The following is a 19,073-nucleotide window of genomic DNA, read 5'->3' on the forward strand; positions in this document are numbered from 1 at the left end:
CCCAAGTTCAGCTGACCGCCAACAGGCGGCGCAGTGCGGGCAGGGCGGCGGCGATGGCGGCCTGATCAGCCGCGGCGAGCCCGGCCAGCCTGCGGCCGAGGAACTCCTCCCGCGCCCGCACCAGCTCGGCGATCAACCGGGTGCCGTCCTCGGTCGCCTCGGCCAGCACCGCCCTGCGGTCCGCCGGATCCGGCAGGCGACTGGCCAGACCCAGTCGCTCCAGCCGGGCGATCACATCGGTCATCGACGGCATCCGGACGCCCTCGCGCTCGGCCAGCACGCTCATCCGCGCCGCCCCGCCGGCGGCCAGCGTGGCCAGCACCGATGCCTGGGTGAGGGTGAGCTGGTGCTGCGGAGTTTCCCGGCGCACCACGTAGTAGAGCCGGAACACCAGCGGGCAGAGTTCCCGCGCCAATGAATCGATCTTGATATACCGAGTAGGCACTTAGTCACCCTAACAAATTTCCTTAGGCAACCTAAGTAATGTGCGTCACATCCGCATTGGAATTCTTGTGCAGGCCCTCGCGAAATAGCCGGAACAGGCGCAAAGTCTCCCCGCTCGGCCGTCAACGAGGAGGAACTCTCGTGCTAAATGCGCAAAACGGACGTATCCGGGTTCTCGCGGCATCCGCACTGGTCATCGGGCTTGTCCTCGGCGGTGGCGCCGCGGCTAGTGCGACCGGGGCAGATGGTGCGGCGACCTTATCGACCGCGAGCGTCCAGGATCTGCCCAGCAAGCAGGAGATTGCCGCGCAGTTCACCGCCTGGGACGCCGCAATCGCTACCGGGAATAGCCAGACCGTCGCCAACCGCTACGGCCACGGCGCTGTTCTGCTGCCCACCCTGTCCAACCGGGTGCGCACCGACCGCGCCGGGATCGTGGACTACTTCAACCATTTCCTGGAGAACAAGCCACGCGGGCGCATCCTGCAGAGCTTCATCACCATCCAGGGCCCGCACTCGGCGGTGGACACCGGCACCTACCGGTTCACCTTCGCCAACGGCAGCACCACCGACGCCCGCTACACCTTCGTCTACGAGAAGCGGAACGGGCACTGGGTGATCATCAACCACCACTCCTCGAAGATGCCGGAAGGCTGAGTGCCCGACGCAGCACGCTCGCAGTGTGCTCCGCGGTGACCTCAGTGCCCTGACCGGCCTGGGTTCGACAGGAGAACCCGTCGGCCAGCACCATCGTGCTGGCCGGCGCGGCCCTGATCCTGGGGTAGAGCTGGCGTTCCGCGCAGGCCTGCGCGACGTCCCAGTGCCCAGGCTCGAAACCGAAGTTCCCGGCCAGCCCGCAGCAGCCCGCGTCCACCTGGTCGACCTCGATCCCCAAGCGGGACAACACCTCCCGCTCGGCCTCATCGCCGAAGGTGGCCTGCTGGTGGCAGTGCGGCTGCCGGATCGCCTTGGCGTCCAAGTGCCCGAACGGCCAGTCGCCCTGGTGCGCGGCGACCACCTCGGCCAGTGTGCGCACCCGCGCGCCCAGTCCGGCCGCCTCTGGCACCAGTTCGGCGGCGTCCTCGCGCAGCAGCACGGTGCAGGACGGTTCCAGCCCGATGACCAGCCCCTGGCCGGCCAGCGCGCGGACCGAGCGGCGCAGCACCCGGCGGGCGATGTCCAGCTGACCGGTGGAATGCCAGGTCAGCCCGCAGCAGACCGGCCCGCGGGGCAGGTCCACCCGGTAGCCCAGCGCCTCCAGCACCTCGACCGCGGCGATGCCGATCTCCGGCTGCACGAAGTTGGTGAAGGTGTCCGGCCACAGCAGCACCGGGGTGCCGGTGCCGAGGGGGCCACCACGCCGCCGCCACCAGGTGCGGAAACTGTTGCGGGCGAAGGAAACCGGGTCACGCCGGGGTTCGAGTCCGGCCAGTCGGCGGGCGGCCGGGCGGGCGATGACCGCGTTGGCCAGACCGGGCGCCGGCCGGGCCAGGCGGGCCAGCAGCGGCAGCCAGCCCAGCGTGTAGTGCGCCCGCGGCCGCAGCCGTCGCCGGTAGTGGTGGTGCAGGAACTCGGCCTTGTAGGTGGCCATGTCCACCTGCACCGGACACTCGTTCCGGCAAGCCTTGCAGGACAGGCACAGGTCCAGCGCCGCGTGCACCTCGGTGGCGTCCGGGTCGAGCAGTTCCCCGCGCAGCATTTCCCCGAGCACCCTGGCCCGGCCCCTGGTGGAGTGCAGTTCATCCCCGGTGACCTGGTACGACGGGCACATCGCGCCGCTGGCCTGGCGGCAGCTGCCCACCCCGACGCAACGGCGCACCGCGGCGGCGAAGGAGCCGTTGTCGGCGTGCAGGGCGTGCACCACCGGCAGTTCGATCCGGTCGTGGCCGGGCCGCAGATCCGCGTCCAGCGGGCGCGGGTCGACCAGGACGCCCGGGTTGAGCAGGCTGTCCGGGTCGAAGATCCGCTTGAACCCGGCGAAGGCGGCCAGCAGCGCGGGTGAGTAGGTGCGGGCCAGCAGCGCGGAGCGGGCCCGGCCGTCGCCGTGTTCGCCGGAGCTGGTGCCGCCGTGCGCGACCACCAGGTCGGCGGCGGCCTCGATGAACTCGCGGTAGCGGGAAACCCCGTGCGGCGTCAGCAGATCCCAGTCGCAGCGCAGGTGCAGGCAGCCCTCGCCGAAGTGGCCGTAGGCGATGCCGCGGTAGCCGTGCGCGCCGAGCAGCGCGTGCAGTTCGCGCAGGTAGCCGCCGAGGCGTTCCGGTGGCACCGCGGAGTCCTCCCAGCCCGGCCATGCCTCGCCGCCGTCGGCCATCCGGGTCGCGATCCCCGCGCCGTCCTTGCGGATCCGCCACAGCGCCGCGGTCCGCGCCGGGTCGGTGACCACCAGCGCACTGGCCTCGACCAGCCCGGCCAGCTCAGCGGCCCGCGCTCGCGCCTGTGCCTGATCCGCCCCGGCGACCTCGCAGTACAGCCAGGCCCGGCCGGGCGGGAGTTCTTTCGCCGCAACACTTCCCGGCCCGTCGCCGAGTGCGGCGATGAGCAGCTCGTCCATCCCCTCCACGGTCAGCGCACCGGCCGCGGCCAGCAGCGGGGCCTGGTCCGCCGCGGTGTAGACATCGGCGAAACCCAGCACCAGCAACACCTTGGCCGCGGGCAGCGGGGTGAGCGCCACGGTCGCGCCGGTCAGCACCGCGCAGGTGCCCTCCGACCCGACCAGCGCCCGCGCGAGGTGGAAACCCTTCTCCGGCAACAACTCCGCCAGGTTGTACCCGGAGACCTGCCTGCGGAACCGGCCCAGCTCCAACCGAAGCTCACGCAGATGCTTGTCCCGCAACGAGATCAGCCGCCGGTCCAGCTCCGCGTCATCGCTGCCGCCCGGCCCGGCGGTCAGTGCCCGGCCGTCGGCGCGCAGCAGGTCCAGCCGGTGCACCACCTCGGCGGTGGTGCCCCAGGCCACCGAATGCGGGCCGCAGGCGTTGTTGCCGATCATGCCGCCGAGCGTGCAGCGGGACTGGGTGGACGGGTCCGGCCCGAAGGTCAGCCCGTGCCCGGCGGCCTGGCGGCGCAGCTCGTCCAGCACCACCCCCGGCTGCACGGTCGCGGTGCGGGCCTCCGGGTCGATGGCCAGCACCCGGTTGAGGTGCCGGGAGAAGTCGATCACCAGCCCGGTGCCGATCGCGTTGCCCGCCACCGAGGTCCCGCCGCCGCGACTGGTCACCGGCACGCCGTGCTCGCGCGCGATAGCCAGCCCGGCGCCCAGTTCGTCCAGGTCGCGGGGTTCGAGCACCGCGGTCGGCAGCACCCGGTAGATGGAGGCGTCTGAGCCGTAGGCGGCCCGGGTCTGCGGGTCCAGCCTGGTCGCGGCGGGCAGCTCGGCCCGCAACCGCCGCCCGAACTCATCGACCTCTCGAATACCCACGATCGCATTGTGCAGAGCCGGGTTATGTTTCGCCCGTGCGCGCAGTGGTCTACGAGTCCTTCGGCGGTCCGGTGACCGTCGAGCAGTTGCCCGACCCGGTGCCCGGCCCGGCCGATGCGGTGATCGCGGTGGAGTCCACCGGGTTGTGCCGCAGCGACTGGCACGGCTGGATGGGCCACGACGCGGACATCAGCACCTTCCCGCACGTGCCAGGGCACGAGCTGGCCGGAGTGGTGCGCGAGGTCGGCGCGGACGTGCGCCGCTGGCGGCCCGGCGACCGGGTCACCGTGCCCTTCATCAGCGCCTGCGGCTCCTGCCTGTCCTGCCAGGCCGGTGACCAGCAGGTCTGCTCAGCGCAGACCCAGCCCGGCTTCACCCACTGGGGCTCCTACGCCGAGGCCGTGCGGATCCAGCAGGCCGACGTGAACCTGGTCGCGCTGCCCGAGGCCATGGCCTATGACACCGCGGCCGCCCTCGGCTGCCGGTTCGCCACCTCCTTCCGCGCGGTCCGCGACATCGGCGGCGCCCGCGCCGGCGAGTGGGTGGCCGTGCACGGCTGCGGCGGCGTCGGCCTGTCCGCGGTGCTGATCGCCGCCGCCGCGGGCGCCCAGGTGATCGCCATCGACCTCAACGACGAGGCCCTGGCCCTGGCCACCGAACTCGGCGCCACCGCCGTGGTCAACGGCACCGGCGTGGACACCGCAGAGGCGGTACGCACCCTGACCGGCGGTGGCGCGCACCTGTCCCTGGACGCCCTCGGCCACCCGGCCACCGCGGCCAGCTCGATCAACGGCCTGCGCCGCCGCGGCCGACACGTCCAGGTCGGCCTGCTGCCCGGCGCGGCGACCCCACTGCCGATGGGCCGGGTGATCGCGCACGAACTGGCCCTGCTGGGCAGCCACGGCATGGCCGCGCACGCCTACCCGGAGATGATGGCCCTGGTCAGCAGCGGGAAGTTGCGACCGGACCGGCTGATCACCCGGCAGATCGGGCTGGCCGGGGCGGCCGAGGCGTTGCCGCTGATGCACACCAGCGCGGCGGCGGGCATGACGATGATCAGCCCGGCCGCCGGCTGAGCGGGCTCAGTCCTCGCCGCGGATGAACTGCTCGACCTTGTCCCGCGCCACCGAGTCGTCGTACTGCTCCGGCGGGGACTTCATGAAGTAGGAGGAGGCGGACAGCACCGGGCCGCCGATGCCGCGGTCCAGGGCGATCTTGGCGGCGCGGACCGCGTCGATGATCACGCCCGCGGAGTTGGGGGAGTCCCAGACCTCCAGCTTGTACTCCAGGTTCAGCGGCACGTCGCCGAAGGCGCGGCCTTCCAGCCGGACGTAGGCCCACTTGCGGTCGTCCAGCCAGGCCACGTAGTCCGACGGGCCGATGTGCACGTTGCGGGCGCCGAGGTCGTGGTCGACCTGGGAGGTGACGGCCTGGGTCTTGGAGACCTTCTTGGACTCCAGGCGGTCGCGCTCCAGCATGTTCATGAAGTCCATGTTGCCGCCCACGTTGAGCTGCATGGTGCGGTCCAGCACCACCCCGCGGTCCTCGAACAGCCTGGCCAGCACGCGGTGCGTGATGGTGGCGCCGACCTGGGACTTGATGTCGTCACCCACGATCGGCACGCCTGCCGCGCGGAACTTCTCCGCCCACACCGGGTCGCTGGCGATGAACACCGGCAGCGCGTTGACGAAGCCGACGCCGGCGTCGATGGCAGCCTGGGCGTAGAAGCGGTCGGCCGCCTCCGAACCCACCGGCAGGTAGGAGACCAGCACGTCCACCTCGGCCTCGCGTAAGGCCCGCGCCACGTCCACCGGCTGCTCGTCGGACTCCTGGATGGTCTCCCGGTAGTAGCGGCCGAGGCCGTCCAGGGTGTGCCCGCGCTGCACGCTGACGCCGAGCGGCGGCACGTCGCAGATCTTGACGGTGTTGTTCTCGCTGGCCAGGATCGCCTCGGACAGGTCCATGCCGACCTTCTTGGCGTCCACGTCGAACGCGGCCACGAACTCGATGTCGCGGACGTGGTAGTCGCCGAACTGCACGTGCATCAGGCCGGGCACCCGGCTGTCGGGGTCGGCGTCGCGGTAGTACTGCACGCCCTGCACCAGGGACGCGGCGCAGTTCCCGACGCCGACGATGGCCACCCGCACACTGCGGCGGTCTCCGGACATGGCCGGGTCCTCCTTCAAGGTCGTCCTCATCGCTGGCGGTGTTCCGCCTCGATCAACTCGTCCAGCCACCGCACCTCGCGCTCGGCGCCGTCCAGGCCGAGTCGCTGCAACTGCCGGGTGTAGTGGTCGACGTGCTCGCAGGAGCGGTCCAGGGTGGACCTGATCCGTTCCTGCCGTTCCGCCACGCAGCGCCGCCTGCCGGCCAGGATCCGCAGCCGCGCCTCCGGCGGTGTGCGGGAGAAGAAGGCCAGCCGGACGCCGAAGCAGTCGTCCTCCCAGTGCTGCGGGGTGACCTCGGCGAGCAGGCCGGCGAAGTGCTCCCGGCCTGCCGCGCTCAGTCCGTACACCCGCCGCGCCCGGCCGGCCGACGCGCTGGGCTCGCCGCCGTCCTCGGCGATCAGTCCGGCTCGCTGCAACCGCCGCAGGGTGGGGTAGAGCGAGCCGAAGGAGAACGCCGGGCGATGCCCGCAGAGCAGGCAGCCCAGCTGTTTGCGCAGCTCGTAGCCGTGCATCGGGGCCCGGTGCAGGATGCCGAGGATCGCCAGCTCCAGCATCTGGCACCCCTTCCGGACGTGGCTGTGACACGGTTGACAGGCAGCCGGACTATATCGGGCCGATACATCGACAGCACCGGCTTCCGGGCGTGAGATGGGCAACGACCCGGCAGCACTGCCCTGAACGGCTCACCGGGGCCTTGTGTCAGCCACGTAGTCTGATGGGGTGCGAACCCAGCGGCAGGTGGTGGACTACGCGTTGCAGCGCCGTGCGCTGCTCGCCGAGGTCTACTCCGGCCGGTCTGGGGTCATGGAGGTGTGCGACGCGAGTCCATACCTGCTCCGAGCGGCGAAGTTCCACGGTGAACCGAGCACGGTGACCTGCCCCGTGTGCCGCAAGGAACCCCTGACGCTGGTGTCCTGGGTCTACGGCGACGAGCTGAAGCACGCTGCGGGTTCGGCCCGCACAGCTGAAGAACTCGCCAGGATGGCAACCCTCTTCGAGGAGTTCAGCGTCTACGTAGTCGAGGTGTGCCGCACCTGCAGCTGGAACCACCTGGTGCAGTCATACGTCCTGGGGACGGGTGGACTGCGCAGCGACAGCTCCCAAAGGAAGACTGCCGCGGAGTGATCCGGCTCATGTCGCTGGTACGTACTGACGAACGACCGCCAAACGACGTCGCACCGTGCGACGGCGGTGGAAGGGCCTTTTCGTGAACGAGCGCGACGACCGACGGCGTGACGGCCGGCCGAGTGGACCTGAACAGACCGGTGAGCACACCGGGCAGTGGGTGCCCAACTGGGACGAGGACGACACTCCGCCGCCGGGCCCCCGCCAGGGCCCGCCCCCGGGTGGGCCGCAGGGCGGGCCTCCCGGCGGCCCGCGCCCCCCGATGCCCCCACAGGGCGGCCGTCCCCCGATGCCGGGTGGACCGGGCGGCCCCGGCGGCCCGAACACCCCGCCCCGCGGCGGCCCGATGCCCTACGGCGGCCCGAACACGCCCCCCGGCGGCGCCCCGATGGGTCACGGCGGTCCGAACACCCCGCCCGGCGGCGCGCCGATGCCCGGTGGCCCCGGCGGTCGCCCGCCCGGCCCGCCCGGCCAGCGCCCCCCGTTCAACGGCGGCCCGAACGGACCCGGTGGACCTGGCGGCCCCGGTGGCATGCCGCCGCGCCAGCACCCCGGCGAGGCGCCCACCGACCTGTTCCCGCCGGTCGAGGACCCGTACCCGCGTGAGCCCGAACTGCTCACCCACCGCGAACCCCTGCCCGGCGACCCGGACTACGACGACAGCCACGTGGTCGACGCCGACGCACCGGATCCGGAGGAGGAACGCAAACTGCGCAAGAAGAAGATCTGGCGCCGCGTCCGCCGCACCGGTTACGTGCTCACCGGCCTGGCCATCCTGGCGCCGGTGGTGGCCTTCATCGTGGCCTATCAGTTCGTCACGGTGCTCACCCCGGAAGAGGTCTTCAAGGGCCACAACCAGGTGGTCACGATCAACTACGCCGACGGCAGCGAGCTGGCCAAGGTGGTGCCGAAGGGCGGCGAGCGGGTCCAGCTGAAGTTCGAGGAGATCCCGCAGGTCATCAAGGAAGCGGTGCTCTCGACCGAGGACAAGAACTTCTACGAGAACCCGGGCTTCGACCCGATCGGCATCGTGCGCGCGGTGTTCAACAACCTCACCGGCGGCACCGGCGGTGGCTCCGGTATCACCCAGCAGTACATCAAGATCTCCACCGGCGATGACCGGCCCACGCTGACCCGTAAGTTCACCGAGCTGGTGAAGTCGGCGAAGATGGACGCCCAGTACTCCAAGAACGACATCCTGACCAACTACCTCAATGTGATCACCTACGGCCGTGGTGCCGAGGGCATCGAGGCGGCGGCCAAGGCGTACTTCAACAAGAGTGCCAAGGAGATCAACCGCCCGGAGGAAGCCGCTCTGCTGGCCGCGGTCATCCAGCGCCCGTACGAGTGGGACCCGGCGATCAACCGGGAGAAGTCGGTCAAGCGCTGGAACGACGTGCTGGACAAGATGGTCGAGAACGGCAAGATCCAGAAGGCCGCCCGCGACCAGATGCAGTTCCCGGAGGACGGCGACCAGCCCGGCCAGCTGCGCGACCGGGCGGAAGCGATCGCCGCGCGTGGCGGTATCAAGGGCACGAGGGCCCTGATCCAGCAGCAGGTCGAACTCGAGCTGGAACGCAAGCAGATCAAGATGGCCACGGCGCAGAAGAACGGCTACACGATCACCACCACGATCGACAAGAAGGCGCAGGAGGCCGCCGAGGCCGCCGTGCAGAAGGTGGTCTTCGCCACCGGCCAGCCGGAGAACCTGAAGTCGGCACTGGTGGCCACCGACCCGAAGACCGGCGGTGTGCTGGCCTACTACGGCAGCCGGGACGGCAAGGGCTTCGACTACGCCAAGGCCGCACAGCCGCCGGGCTCCTCGTTCAAGGCATTCGTGGTGGCCGCGGCGCTGGAGAAGGACATCGGCCTCGGCTCGACCTTCGACGCCAGCTCGCCGCGCACCTTCGGCAAGGGCAACAGCGGTTACACCGTGTCCAACGCGGGCAAATACTCGTGCACCCAGTGCTCGATCCGGCAGATGACCCAGTTCTCGGTCAACACCGCCTTCGTCGACCTCGCCCTGCAGGTGGGTACCAAGACGGTGGCCAAGGCGGCCCAGGAGGCCGGGATCCCGGCCGAGATCAACAACAAGCCGAGCCTGGGGCTGGGCAACGGCGGTTCTCCGTCCGCGGGTATCGCGCTGGGCGGCTACGAGGTCCGGACCATGGACATGTCCGCGGCCTACGCCACCTTCGCCAACGACGGCATGAAGAACGAGCAGCACTTCGTGGCCAAGGTGGTCGACGCCACGGGCAAAACCCTGCTTGAGCACAACGAGCCCGCCAAGCCCGCCTTCGACCAGAACGACAGCAAGCACAACACCGACATCGCGCGCAACGTGACCGAGGCGCTCAAGCCGGTGGCCAAGTCCTCCGGGGTGGCACTGGACAAGGGCAGGCTGTCCGCCTCCAAGACCGGCACCCACCAGTACGAGAAGGAGAAGGGCAGCAGCCACAACTCGCGTGCCTGGATGGTGGGTTACACCCCGTCGGTCTCCACCGCGGTCTGGGTCGGCACCGACCAGAACGAGATTCTCCGGGGCAAGTGGAAGGAAGGCCGTATGCAGTCCTCCCTGAAGGACATGTACGGCAAGGACGAGCCCGGGTGGGTCTGGAAGGAGTTCATGGACTCCTACCTCAACGGCACCAAGGTCGAGAACTTCCCCGAGGCCAACCCGATCGGCCAGTTCGAGGCGCCGGTGACCAGCACCAGCAACACCTCGGCGACCTCCACCTCGGAAAGCTCGGTCCCGCCGACCAGCAGCGAGGAACCGACCAGCAGCAGGCCGACCAACACCAGGCCGACCCCGACCTGCGGCGGCTGGCCCTTCCCGAGCTGCAAGCCGACCACCACCGGCACCGGCAAACCGACCAAGACCTCCGAAGAGGATCCGCCACCGGGTGGCCAGCCACGCGGCGGCCGCGGAGGTGGCGGCAACGGCGAATGATCAGGGCGGGGAGGTGGCAGTTTCACCTCCCCGCCTTTTTCGTGTCGGGTAGACCTTGCGGAAGGCCGGTTACCAGGGCTCATGACCGATCATCACGCCGAGCGGGCCGGGCGGAGGGCCTGGCCCGCCTGGGGTTTTTCCGGAGCTGTGGCCGTTCTGTTGCTGGTCGTGCTGGGTGTCGGCTTCGCGTTCTACCTGGCTGGGAACTCCCGGCAGGGCGAGGTGGACGGGCTGACGGTCCGGTTCGCCGGGGAGGCCGCGGAGAGCCTGCGGAAACAGGCGGCCGACCCGGGTGGGCTGGCCGAGCCCGCGGCCGTGGAAATCCTCAAGTACAGCCAGGGCGAGCTGAAGAAGTTCGATCGGCAGGAGGGCCGGATCACCGTGGTGGCCCTGGTTCGGGCCACCGGGTCGGGGGCGTTCGGCTCGGTGTCGGCGGAGGGGTGTTTCGAGATCGTGTTGCGGTCGCCGTTCGACCCGGGTTCCGGAACCTCGGTCACCGGCCTGCCGTCCTGCCCGTAGCATCCGCCAGGTGTCCCATGCACCGGAGCGGCCCGAGCCGCAGGCCACCGATGGCGACTGGAGCCAGGCGCCGCCCGCGTCCAAACGGATCGCGGACACCGAGTCGCTGACACCGCGGGAGCGGGAGGTCTCGACCTGGTCCGAGCCCATCGCGCGGCAGGCCAGCAAGCCGATCGGTGGGTTGCTGGGGCGGCATGCGGTGGTGGGGCGGCACTGGTTCTGGACGCCGTTGCGGGTGGTGTTGTTGCTGGCCACCCTGACGCTGGCGCTGGGGTACACGGCCAAGGCGCCGTGTGTGCAGGAGTATGTGGACGACCAGGGTGTGGTGCAGCTGGACTGGCGGGATTCCCGGCAGTACGTGGCGATGTGCTACTCCGACACCGTTCCGCTCTACACCGCGGAGCGGCTGGACAAGGGGCTGTTCCCGTACAAGACGTCCTGGAAGGACGACAACGGGACGCCGGACGGGCAGATCCGCTACATGGAGTACCCCGTGCTCAGCGGGTTGTTCCAGTGGTTCAACGCCCAGCTCGCGCATGGCTGGGTGGCCATCGCCAGCAGTGGCTGGCTGCCCAACGCGATGGCCGTGATCGTCTACTTCAACTTCAGCTCGCTGTGGCTGGCGCTGGCCTGGCTGGTGACCATCTGGGCCACCTTCAAACTCACCGGGCGGCGGCCGTGGGACGCGGCCATCGCGGCGGTCTCGCTGCTGGTCGTGGTGCACGCCTTCACCAACTTCGACACCCTGGCCACCGCGTTCGCCGCGGTGGCGCTGCTGGCCTGGGCGCGGAACCGGCCGGGGCTGGCCGGGGTGCTGCTGGGGCTGGGCGCGGCGGCGAAGCTCTATCCGTTGTTCTTCCTCGGGCCGTTGCTGGTGCTGTGCCTGAGATCCGGGCGGATGGGGCACTGGTGGCGGACCACCTGGACCGCGGCGCTGGCCTGGGCCGCGGTGAACGCGCCGATCTACTTCCTCTACCCGGACGGCTGGCGGGAGTTCTTCCGGCTCAACTCCGAACGCGGGGTCGACCCGGACAGCATCTACAACGTCATCCAGTACTTCACCGGCTGGAGCGGCTTCGATGGTCCGCTGCCTGCCGGGGCCTCGCCGACCGTGCTGAACACGGTCACCGCGGTGCTGTTCCTGTTGTGCTGCGCGGGAATCGGCTGGGTGGCGCTGTCCGCGCCGCGCCGGCCGCGAGTGGCCCAGCTGGCCTTCCTGGTGGTGGCGGCCTTCCTGCTGACCAACAAGGTGTGGAGTCCGCAGTACTCGCTGTGGCTGGTGCCGCTGGCCGTGCTTGCGCTGCCGCGCTGGCGGCTGCTGCTGGCCTGGATGGTGGTGGACGCACTGGTCTGGGCGCCGCGGATGTACTTCTACCTCGGCCCGGACAACAAGGGTCTGCCACAGGACTGGTTCCTGGGCGCGGTGGTCATCCGGGATGTCTTCGTGGTGCTGCTGTGCGTGCTGATCCTGCGTGAGATCTACCGGCCGGAGCTGGACCGGGTGCGGGCCTTCGGGGTGGACGATCCGGCAGGCGGTCCGCTGGACGGCGCGCCGGATGCCTTCGTGCTCGGGCCTGCCCGCGCCGCGAAGAAGCAGCGCGAGCAGGCCGAGGCCGCGACTACAGCGCTGACAGGCTGACCGCGGCGGCCATCGCCTTGAACCCGGCGTCGCCGGGGTGCAGGTGGTCGCCCTGGTCGTACTCGGGCTTGATCCGCTGCGGGTCCTGCGGATCGCGGATGGTCGCGTCGAAGTCGATCAGGCCGTCGTAGTCGGTGTTGTTGCGGATGTAGCGGTTGACCGCCTGCCGGGTGGCTTCGAGCTGCTCGCTGTAGGAGTGCCAGCCCTTGAATGGGGTGATGGTGGCGCCGAGCACGCGCAGCCCTCGGTCCTTGCTGCGCTGCGCGATCTGCTTGAGCGCGGCGATGATCCGGTTCGGATCGGTCTGGTGCGGGGTCTGCTGGATGTCGTTGATGCCCTCGTAGACGATCACCGTGCGGGCGCCGGTGGCCGCCAGCACGTCCCGGTCCAGCCTGGCCAGCGCGTTCACCCCGGCGCCGCCGCCGTCCAGCAGCAGCCGGTTGCCGCTGATGCCCGCGTTGAGCACGCCCAGCCGCAGGTGCGCCGGACCGGCCTTCATCCGGTCGGCGAGCTGGTCCGGCCAGCGCAGGTTGGCGCCCCAGGTGGAGTTCGCGCCGTCGGTGATCGAGTCGCCCAGCGCCACCACGCTGCCGCGCACGCCCGGCGCGCGCACGTCCACGCCGGAGACGTAGTGCCACTGCCGGGTCTGCTCGGTGAAGGCCGCCCCCGACTCGGCCCCGGCGTGGTTGCCGTTACGGGTGAAGTAGGAGTTCTGCATGGTCAGCGAGTGGTAGGTGACCGGGCCCGATGGGTTCGGGGTGAACGTGGTGACCAGCAGGTTGGCATCGGCTGGCACGTTCAGCGCGACCGGATCGCTGAGCACGTCGGCGAAGGGCGGCGCGGTGATCTCCCGCTCGCCGCCGAAGGTCAGCGTGCGCATCGTGCCCGGCACCGCGGCCGGCGTGTCCGCCCCGGCCGCCAGCGCCACCGTGACCTGACCGAACAGCACCGGCGCGCGGCCGAAGGCGTTGGACAGCCGGACCCTGACCTGGGCGCCGCCGATGCTGGTGTGCACGATGTTGCGGATCGAGTAGTTCGGGTAGCCGGACTCGGTGTTGGACAGCGCGGCCGAGGGTGCGGCCGCCCAGGTGCCCACCCAGTTGCCCGGTGGCGCGGCCGAGGGCTCGCCGACGGCCTGACCACCCGAGGCCAGCAACGCCACCACACTGAACGCAACCAGCCAGCGCTTACCGTTGGACGCCATTCGCGAGCCTCCTGCAGCCACGTCGACGGGGACGCGTTCGACCTAATCAGCGCGCTGGGAGCGGGACCATCCGCCGATCCTCTGATTCCGGTTCACAGTGCTGAGAGCGGCACGGCGGCGGCCATCGCGCGGAAACCGGCGGCGTTGGGGTGCAGGTGGTCGCCGGAGTCGTAGGCCGGGGCCATCCGCAGTGGGTCCGAGCCATCGCGCAGCGCCGCGTCGAAGTCGACCAGGCCGTCGAAGTACGGGTTGTTGCGCAGGAACCGGTTGACCTCCTGCCGCGGGGCGTCCAGCTCCTCGGTGAAGCCCCAGATGCCCTTGATCGGCGCGATGGTGCCGCCGAGCACCCGCAGGCCACGGGCCTTGGCCCGCTGCGCGATCTGCTTGAGCCCCTCGATGATCTTGCGGGCGTCGCGCTGCCGGGGTTCCTGCAGGATGTCGTTGATTCCCTGGAAGACGATCACCGTGCGCACCCCGGCCGCGGCGAGCACATCGCGGTCCAGCCTGGCCTGCGCGCTCACCCCGAGCGGGCCGCCGTCCAGCAGCACCCGGTTGCCGCTGATCCCGGCGTTGAGCACGCCGAAGCGGGAGTTCAGCCGGTCGGCGAGCTGATCGGGCCAGCGCAGGTTGGTGTTCATGCCCGCGTTCCAGCCGTCGGTGATCGAATCGCCCAGCGCCACCACGCTGCCGCGGGCGGCGGTGCCGCGCACGTCCACCGCGCTGACGTAGTGCCAGCTGCCGGTCTGCTCGGTGAAGGCGGCCCCGGACTCGGCCGCGGCGTGGTCGCCGTCGCGGCTGAAGTAGGAGTGCTGCATCGCCATCGAGTGGTGGGTGACCGGGCCGGAGGGCTCCGGGGTGAACGTGGTGACCAGCAGGTCGCCGTCGGCGGGCACGGTCAGCGCGACCGGGTCGCTGACCAGGTCGGCCCCGGCGGGCGCGGTCACCGAGGTGGCGCCGCCGAAGGTCAGCACGCGCATGCTGCCGGGCACCGCGGCCGGGGTGTCCGGGCCCGCGGCCAGCGCGAGGGTGACCCGGCCGAAGAGCACCGGTGCGGTGCCGAAGGCATTGGACAGCCGCACCCGCGCCTGGCTGCCGCCGATGCTGGTGTGCACGATGTTGCGCATCGAGTGGTTGGCATAGCCCTGCTCCGAGCCGGGCACCGCCGAGGTGGGCGCGGCCGCCCAGGTGCCGATCCAGCCGGGACCGGGCGCGGCCGTGGCCGGGCTGCCGGAGACCAGCAGGGCCAGCACGGCCGTGCTCGCGAGGAAGCGCTTTCCGCTGAACACCATGGGGCAGACCCAATCAGCGCGATGAGAGCGTGACCATTCGCCGTTCACCTGATTCCGGCGCGAAGGTGACCGGCGTGGACGGCAGGATCAGGAACAACGCGAGCAGCAGCGCGACCTTGCCCCACACCCCGATCATCACCGCCTGCGCGGGCAGGCTGTCGTAGATCGACATGGGCAGGCCGAACTCGATCGCGTGGTACCAGAGGAACACCCCGACACCCAGCGCCAGATCGGCCACGGTGTAGGCCAGCACCCAGCCCCAGCGCACCGCGAGCAGCACGAAGAAGGGCAGCAGCCACAGCGTGTACTGCGGGGAGTGCACCTTGTGCAGCAACAGGAATCCGCACAGCATCGCGCCGGACACACCGACCCACGGGTACTCGCCGGTGCCGCTCCAGCGCAGCCAGCCGACCAGGCAGGCCAGCAGGAAGGCCAGGCCGATCAAGGTCGGGGACAGCCAGCCGACCAGCGCCTGGAAGTCCGCGTTGGCCGGATCGGACTCCGGGCGGAAGGCCCAGAACCAGATCGAGTTGGTGGTGATGTCGACCTTGCGCTCCTGCTGGAAGACGAAGGAGGCCCGCCAGCCCTCGTAACCCAGCACCGCGAACGGCAGGTTCACCAGCACCACGGTGACCACGGTGGACAGCAGCACCCGGACCGCGCCCGCGATGTCCCAGCGCTTCCCGCCCGGCAGCCAGCGGCCGTGCGCCCCGCCGGTGAGCACGTACAACGCCAGCGGCAGCGCGAAGAAGCCCGGGTACAGCTTCAGCGCGGCGCCAAGGCCGAGCAGCACGCCTGCCACCATCGCCCGCTCCACCAGCGGACGGCTCGCGCCCTCCCGGCCCCAGCCGCGGTGCACCGCGTACACCGCGCCGACCGCGCAGGCCACCGCGGGCAGGTCCCAGTTGTGGAAGGCGTGCAGCACCAGCCCTGGGGCCAGCGCCCAGATCAGCGCGCGCCAGCGGGCCAGCCCGCCCAGCAGCCAGGCCACCAGCAGGCCGAAGGGGGCCAGCAACAGGCTGGAGTACAGCAGGAAGTCCGCGTCGTTGTTGGCGAAGATCGCCCCGGCCCAGATCAGCAGGCCGCTGAGCACCGGGTACTCCACCGAACCGCCGATGAGCTGGCCGTCCTCGCCGAGGCCGCCACCGAGGTAGGGGAAGACGTGCCGGTCGACCTCCCGGCCCAGCCACAGGTGCTGGATGTCGGAGTAGCAGAGGTCGCCGTGCCGGTTGGCGTACTCCGGCGCGCTGCGGCCCCACTGGTCGAACTCGGGTCCGGCGCAGCGCGCCTTGTTCGCGTAGCCGCCGATCAGCAGCAGTCCGCACAGCAGGACCAGCGCGGCGAGCGCGGTCCTGCCGAAGCGGATCACGCGGGTAGCTGGGAACGCAGGTAGGCGATGTCGCCTGCCTGCCCGTCACCTGGGGTCTCCACCACCACCGGGGCCTGGGCGGCGTTGACCACCGCGGCCAGCACCCCCGGCTCGATGGTGCCGGTGTCGATGTTGGCGTGCCGGTCCCTTGACGAGCCGAACTCGTCCCTGGAGTTGTTCAGGTGCACCAGGTCGATCCGGCCGGTGATCGCCTTGACCCGCTCCACGATGCCGACCAGGTCCTCACCCGCGGCGTGCGCGTGGCAGGTGTCCAGGCAGAACCCGGCGCCGAACTCGCCGACGGCGTCCCAGAGCCGGGACAGCATGTCGAAGCGGCGGGCCATCGCGTTGTCCCCGCCCGCGGTGTTCTCGATCAGCACCGGCACCGCGAACCCACCGGCCTCGGCCTGCCGCTCGAACAGCTTGCGCCAGTTCGCGATGCCGTCGGCCGGGTCGTCGCCCTTGGTGACGTGCCCGCCGTGCACCACCAGGCCCAGCGCGCCGCTGGCCTTGGCCGCCTCGGCCTGCTGCACCACCGACTTGCGCGAGGGGATGCGGATCCGGTTGTTCAGCGAGGCCACGTTGATCACGTATGGCGAGTGCACGAAGACCGAGATCCCGGCCTCCCGCAGGGCCTCGGCCTGCGGGTGCGGCTTGGGTGACTCCCAGCTCTGCGGGTTGGACAGGAAGAACTGGACGACCTCGGCGCCGCGGTCCTGCGCCGAGCCGAGCGGGTTGTCGTCGGCGACGTGTGCCCCGATGCGCATGCCGGAGAGCGTAGTCGGCGGGTCCGACGCCCACTCCCCGAGTAGAGGTTGTGCGTCATTCCGTCATGGTTTGGGGTGGCAACCGTCACCTTGGCGACCTACCGTCGTTGCACCTAAGGAACGTTACCGGTCGGTACGCACCGGAGGGATGGGCATGCTCGCTCGACTCGCAGGACTTTCCGTGGCAACAGTGCTGCTCGCCATGGTCAGCATGGTGGGTCTAGCCGGTTCCGCCCAGGCTGCTGAACCGATCCTGATCGGCGACTGCGGGGCCACTGTCCAGGGCAAACCCGGTCAGCCCATCCAGCTCAGCGCCGGTGCGGTCGCCGCGCCGGTGGTCGAGGTGGTCCGGCGGGTGCCGTTGCTCGGCCCGCCGCTGGCCGGCGCCGTGGACAAGGCCGTGCGCGCGCTGCCGCCGATCCCGATCGGCGCGGTGCCCGACGGCAAGGGCGGGTTCATCACCGGCGGGCAGATCGCCGGCCGGGTGATCGACGCGCTGCGCCGGATCCCACTGCTCGGGCCGATCCTCGGCGAGGTGCTCAAGGGCGTGCAGCAGGTGCTCAGCGCGGGCTGCGGGGTGACGGTCAAGACGCTGAACGCGGTGGCCGCGCCGATCCAGGAGGGCGCGAAGAACCTGCCAGGCGGATCGTCCTCGCCCAAGCCGCCGCCCGGCACCACCAATCCCGGCCAGCCCGGCCCCGGCCCCGGCAACCCGCCGCCTGGCACGCCGCCGCCCGGCTCGTCCAACCCCGGCACCCCGCCGCCCGGCTCGTCCAACCCCGGCACCCCGCCGCCCGGCACTCCTGGCGCCGGCACGCCGATCCCGGACTTCCAGCTGCCGCGCCTGGAGGGCGGTGGCCTCTACGACTACGGCCGGGTGCCGCTCTACGACTACTCCGGACTGCCCGCGGCCGTGCCCGGCGGACTGGGCGCGCTGGCCCCCGGCGACCGCTACGGCCAGGCCTCGCCCGGCTCGGCAGGCGCCTACGGGCTGCCCGAGGGCGGCGACGGAGTGGCCTCGGCCGGTCAGGCCCGCGCACTGCCCACCGACGGCGCGGGCCGGGTGGCGGCTCCGGTGCTGCTCGCGGTGCTCGCGCTGTCCATGGTGACCGCGGGCCTGGTCCGTACCTGGGTACTTCGGCGTACCGCCTGATCACCGATTGGGAGCAACCGGCACTGGGCTGTTAGCCTGCTCGGGTTGCTGACGCGACGACCCTCCTGCCACGGAACGTCCGTGGCCGAATTAGTCCACAGGAGGTGAGGTCTACGTGCGTCACTATGAACTGATGGTCATCCTGGACCCCAACGTGGATGAGCGCACCGTCGCTCCCACGCTGGACACTTTCCTCAACGTCATCCGCACTTCGGGCGGGAACGTGGAGAAGGTCGATGTCTGGGGCAAGCGCCGGTTGTCGTTCGAGATCAACAAGTCCCCTGAGGGGATTTACACGGTCATCGACATCAACAGCTCGCCGGACGCGGTCAAGGAGCTCGACCGCCAGCTGAACCTGCAGGACACCGTCCTGCGTACCAAGGTTCTGCGCCGCGACCCCGCCAAGTTCGCCAAGGCCGCCGCGAAGGCTGCTGCCAAGGCGTCCAAGGGCCCCAAGTCCTGACGCGGGAGTACGCGAATCATGGCTGGTGAGACGGTAATCACGGTGGTCGGAAACCTGACCGCCGATCCGGAACTGCGCTTCACCCAGTCCGGCGCGGCCGTGGCGAGCTTCACCATCGCCTCCACGCCCCGCACACTCGACCGCGCGAGCGGCGAGTGGAAGGACGGCGAAGCGCTGTTCCTGCGGTGCAGCATCTGGCGCCAGGCGGCGGAGAACGCCGCCGAGTCCCTGACCCGCGGTATGCGCGTGGTCGCCCAGGGACGCCTGCGCCAGCGCTCCTTCGACACGAAGGAAGGCGAGAAGCGCACCGTCATCGAGCTGGAGGTCGACGAGATCGGCCCCTCGCTGCGCTATGCCACGGCCAAGGTCAACCGCGCCAGTCGCGGTGGCGGCGGCCAGGGTGGCGGCGGCGGTGGGTACGGCGCGTCCGGCGGCGGCAGTGCTCCTGCCGACGACCCGTGGGGCTCCGCGCCCCCGGCGGCCAGCTCCGGCGGCGGTGGCGGCTTCAACGACGAGCCGCCGTTCTGATCCGGCTGCCTCGCCAGCGCTCCAGCACCGCACCCCA

Annotated in this window: 17 protein-coding genes; 9 read left to right on the forward strand and 8 right to left on the reverse strand. The window is 70.7% G+C overall.

Annotated elements, in window-relative coordinates; all coding sequences use genetic code 11:
* Window positions 1-7: 7 nt before the first annotated feature.
* A complete protein-coding gene (locus HNR67_RS05080; protein WP_312986470.1) occupies window positions 8-445 on the reverse strand; it encodes a MarR family transcriptional regulator in 438 nt (145 codons plus the stop codon).
* A 140-nt stretch (window positions 446-585) separates the two neighbouring features.
* On the opposite strand from HNR67_RS05080, the gene HNR67_RS05085 reads away from it, so the two are divergent.
* Window positions 586-1,101, forward strand: coding sequence for an SgcJ/EcaC family oxidoreductase (locus HNR67_RS05085; protein WP_185000958.1), 516 nt, complete (start codon window positions 586-588; stop codon window positions 1,099-1,101).
* Here the strand turns inward: HNR67_RS05085 and HNR67_RS05090 are convergent.
* Entirely contained in the window at window positions 1,067-3,862 is a 2,796-nt protein-coding gene (locus tag HNR67_RS05090) for an FAD-binding and (Fe-S)-binding domain-containing protein (RefSeq protein ID WP_312986471.1), read from the reverse strand. The two genes, HNR67_RS05085 and HNR67_RS05090, sit on opposite strands and share 35 nt — an antisense overlap.
* Window positions 3,863-3,897: 35 nt before the next feature.
* On the opposite strand from HNR67_RS05090, the gene HNR67_RS05095 reads away from it, so the two are divergent.
* Window positions 3,898-4,938 carry a zinc-dependent alcohol dehydrogenase family protein gene (locus HNR67_RS05095; protein ID WP_185000959.1) on the forward strand — a complete coding sequence of 347 codons (1,041 nt, stop codon included), beginning with the start codon at window positions 3,898-3,900 and terminating at the stop codon, window positions 4,936-4,938.
* 6 nt (window positions 4,939-4,944) lie between these two features.
* Here the strand turns inward: HNR67_RS05095 and HNR67_RS05100 are convergent, their stop codons facing one another.
* Both HNR67_RS05100 and HNR67_RS05105 read right to left on the reverse strand, forming a co-directional pair.
* The gene (locus HNR67_RS05100) at window positions 4,945-6,030 is read right to left on the reverse strand and encodes an inositol-3-phosphate synthase (RefSeq protein WP_185000960.1); all 1,086 of its coding nucleotides are present in this window, start codon (window positions 6,028-6,030) and stop codon (window positions 4,945-4,947) included.
* A gap of 26 nt (window positions 6,031-6,056) precedes the next feature.
* Window positions 6,057-6,584: a PadR family transcriptional regulator gene (locus HNR67_RS05105; protein ID WP_185000961.1), complete on the reverse strand. Its 528-nt coding sequence runs from the start codon at window positions 6,582-6,584 to the stop codon at window positions 6,057-6,059.
* A 166-nt stretch (window positions 6,585-6,750) separates the two neighbouring features.
* On the opposite strand from HNR67_RS05105, the gene HNR67_RS05110 reads away from it, so the two are divergent.
* From HNR67_RS05110 to HNR67_RS05125, 4 genes are all read left to right on the forward strand, one after another.
* Window positions 6,751-7,155 (forward strand): DUF5318 domain-containing protein, encoded by a 405-nt coding sequence (locus HNR67_RS05110; RefSeq protein ID WP_185000962.1) that lies wholly within the window; start codon window positions 6,751-6,753, stop codon window positions 7,153-7,155.
* A 289-nt stretch (window positions 7,156-7,444) separates the two neighbouring features.
* Entirely contained in the window at window positions 7,445-10,105 is a 2,661-nt protein-coding gene (locus HNR67_RS05115; protein ID WP_185000963.1) for a transglycosylase domain-containing protein, read from the forward strand.
* Between the two features lie 147 nt (window positions 10,106-10,252).
* Window positions 10,253-10,624: a hypothetical protein gene (locus tag HNR67_RS05120; RefSeq protein WP_185000964.1), complete on the forward strand. Its 372-nt coding sequence runs from the start codon at window positions 10,253-10,255 to the stop codon at window positions 10,622-10,624.
* An 88-nt stretch (window positions 10,625-10,712) separates the two neighbouring features.
* Window positions 10,713-12,263 (forward strand): glycosyltransferase family 87 protein, encoded by a 1,551-nt coding sequence (locus tag HNR67_RS05125; protein WP_185010164.1) that lies wholly within the window; start codon window positions 10,713-10,715, stop codon window positions 12,261-12,263.
* On the opposite strand, the gene HNR67_RS05130 is transcribed toward HNR67_RS05125, so the two are convergent.
* The 4 genes from HNR67_RS05130 to HNR67_RS05145 form a co-directional block, all read right to left on the reverse strand.
* Window positions 12,244-13,467: an SGNH/GDSL hydrolase family protein gene (locus tag HNR67_RS05130; RefSeq protein WP_185000965.1), complete on the reverse strand. Its 1,224-nt coding sequence runs from the start codon at window positions 13,465-13,467 to the stop codon at window positions 12,244-12,246. The two genes, HNR67_RS05125 and HNR67_RS05130, sit on opposite strands and share 20 nt — an antisense overlap.
* Window positions 13,468-13,559: 92 nt before the next feature.
* Window positions 13,560-14,756, reverse strand: coding sequence for an SGNH/GDSL hydrolase family protein (locus HNR67_RS05135; protein WP_185000966.1), 1,197 nt, complete (start codon window positions 14,754-14,756; stop codon window positions 13,560-13,562).
* Between the two features lie 13 nt (window positions 14,757-14,769).
* Window positions 14,770-16,125: a hypothetical protein gene (locus tag HNR67_RS05140; RefSeq protein ID WP_221489777.1), complete on the reverse strand. Its 1,356-nt coding sequence runs from the start codon at window positions 16,123-16,125 to the stop codon at window positions 14,770-14,772.
* Window positions 16,122-16,892 (reverse strand): deoxyribonuclease IV, encoded by a 771-nt coding sequence (locus tag HNR67_RS05145; RefSeq protein WP_185000967.1) that lies wholly within the window; start codon window positions 16,890-16,892, stop codon window positions 16,122-16,124. Before HNR67_RS05145 ends, HNR67_RS05140 begins: the two co-directional genes overlap by 4 nt.
* 154 nt (window positions 16,893-17,046) lie before the next feature.
* Here HNR67_RS05145 and HNR67_RS05150 point away from each other — a divergent pair, with 154 nt between their 5' ends.
* The 3 genes from HNR67_RS05150 to HNR67_RS05160 all read left to right on the forward strand — a co-directional run bounded on the left by HNR67_RS05150 (window position 17,047) and on the right by HNR67_RS05160 (window position 19,036).
* The gene (locus tag HNR67_RS05150) at window positions 17,047-18,045 is read left to right on the forward strand and encodes a hypothetical protein (RefSeq protein WP_185000968.1); all 999 of its coding nucleotides are present in this window, start codon (window positions 17,047-17,049) and stop codon (window positions 18,043-18,045) included.
* Between the two features lie 115 nt (window positions 18,046-18,160).
* Window positions 18,161-18,508 (forward strand): 30S ribosomal protein S6, encoded by a 348-nt coding sequence (rpsF, locus tag HNR67_RS05155; protein WP_185000969.1) that lies wholly within the window; start codon window positions 18,161-18,163, stop codon window positions 18,506-18,508.
* A gap of 18 nt (window positions 18,509-18,526) precedes the next feature.
* On the forward strand, window positions 18,527-19,036 hold the full coding sequence (locus tag HNR67_RS05160) for a single-stranded DNA-binding protein (protein WP_185000970.1): 510 nt from the start codon (window positions 18,527-18,529) through the stop codon (window positions 19,034-19,036).
* Window positions 19,037-19,073: the final 37 nt, after the last annotated feature.

This window comes from Crossiella cryophila, assembly GCF_014204915.1.
GTDB lineage: Bacteria > Actinomycetota > Actinomycetes > Mycobacteriales > Pseudonocardiaceae > Crossiella > Crossiella cryophila.

What these genes read in the sequence shown, in the direction of transcription:
- HNR67_RS05100 (WP_185000960.1), bottom strand. Translation starts at nt 6,030, where the DNA reads ATGTCCGGAGACCGCCGCAGTGTGCGGGTGGCCATCGTCGGCGTCGGG.
- HNR67_RS05105 (WP_185000961.1), bottom strand. Translation starts at nt 6,584, where the DNA reads ATGCTGGAGCTGGCGATCCTCGGCATCCTGCACCGGGCCCCGATGCAC.
- HNR67_RS05115 (WP_185000963.1), top strand. Translation starts at nt 7,445, where the DNA reads ATGCCGGGTGGACCGGGCGGCCCCGGCGGCCCGAACACCCCGCCCCGC.
- HNR67_RS05130 (WP_185000965.1), bottom strand. Translation starts at nt 13,467, where the DNA reads ATGGCGTCCAACGGTAAGCGCTGGCTGGTTGCGTTCAGTGTGGTGGCG.
- HNR67_RS05135 (WP_185000966.1), bottom strand. Translation starts at nt 14,756, where the DNA reads ATGGTGTTCAGCGGAAAGCGCTTCCTCGCGAGCACGGCCGTGCTGGCC.
- HNR67_RS05145 (WP_185000967.1), bottom strand. Translation starts at nt 16,892, where the DNA reads ATGCGCATCGGGGCACACGTCGCCGACGACAACCCGCTCGGCTCGGCG.
- HNR67_RS05150 (WP_185000968.1), top strand. Translation starts at nt 17,047, where the DNA reads ATGCTCGCTCGACTCGCAGGACTTTCCGTGGCAACAGTGCTGCTCGCC.
- HNR67_RS05160 (WP_185000970.1), top strand. Translation starts at nt 18,527, where the DNA reads ATGGCTGGTGAGACGGTAATCACGGTGGTCGGAAACCTGACCGCCGAT.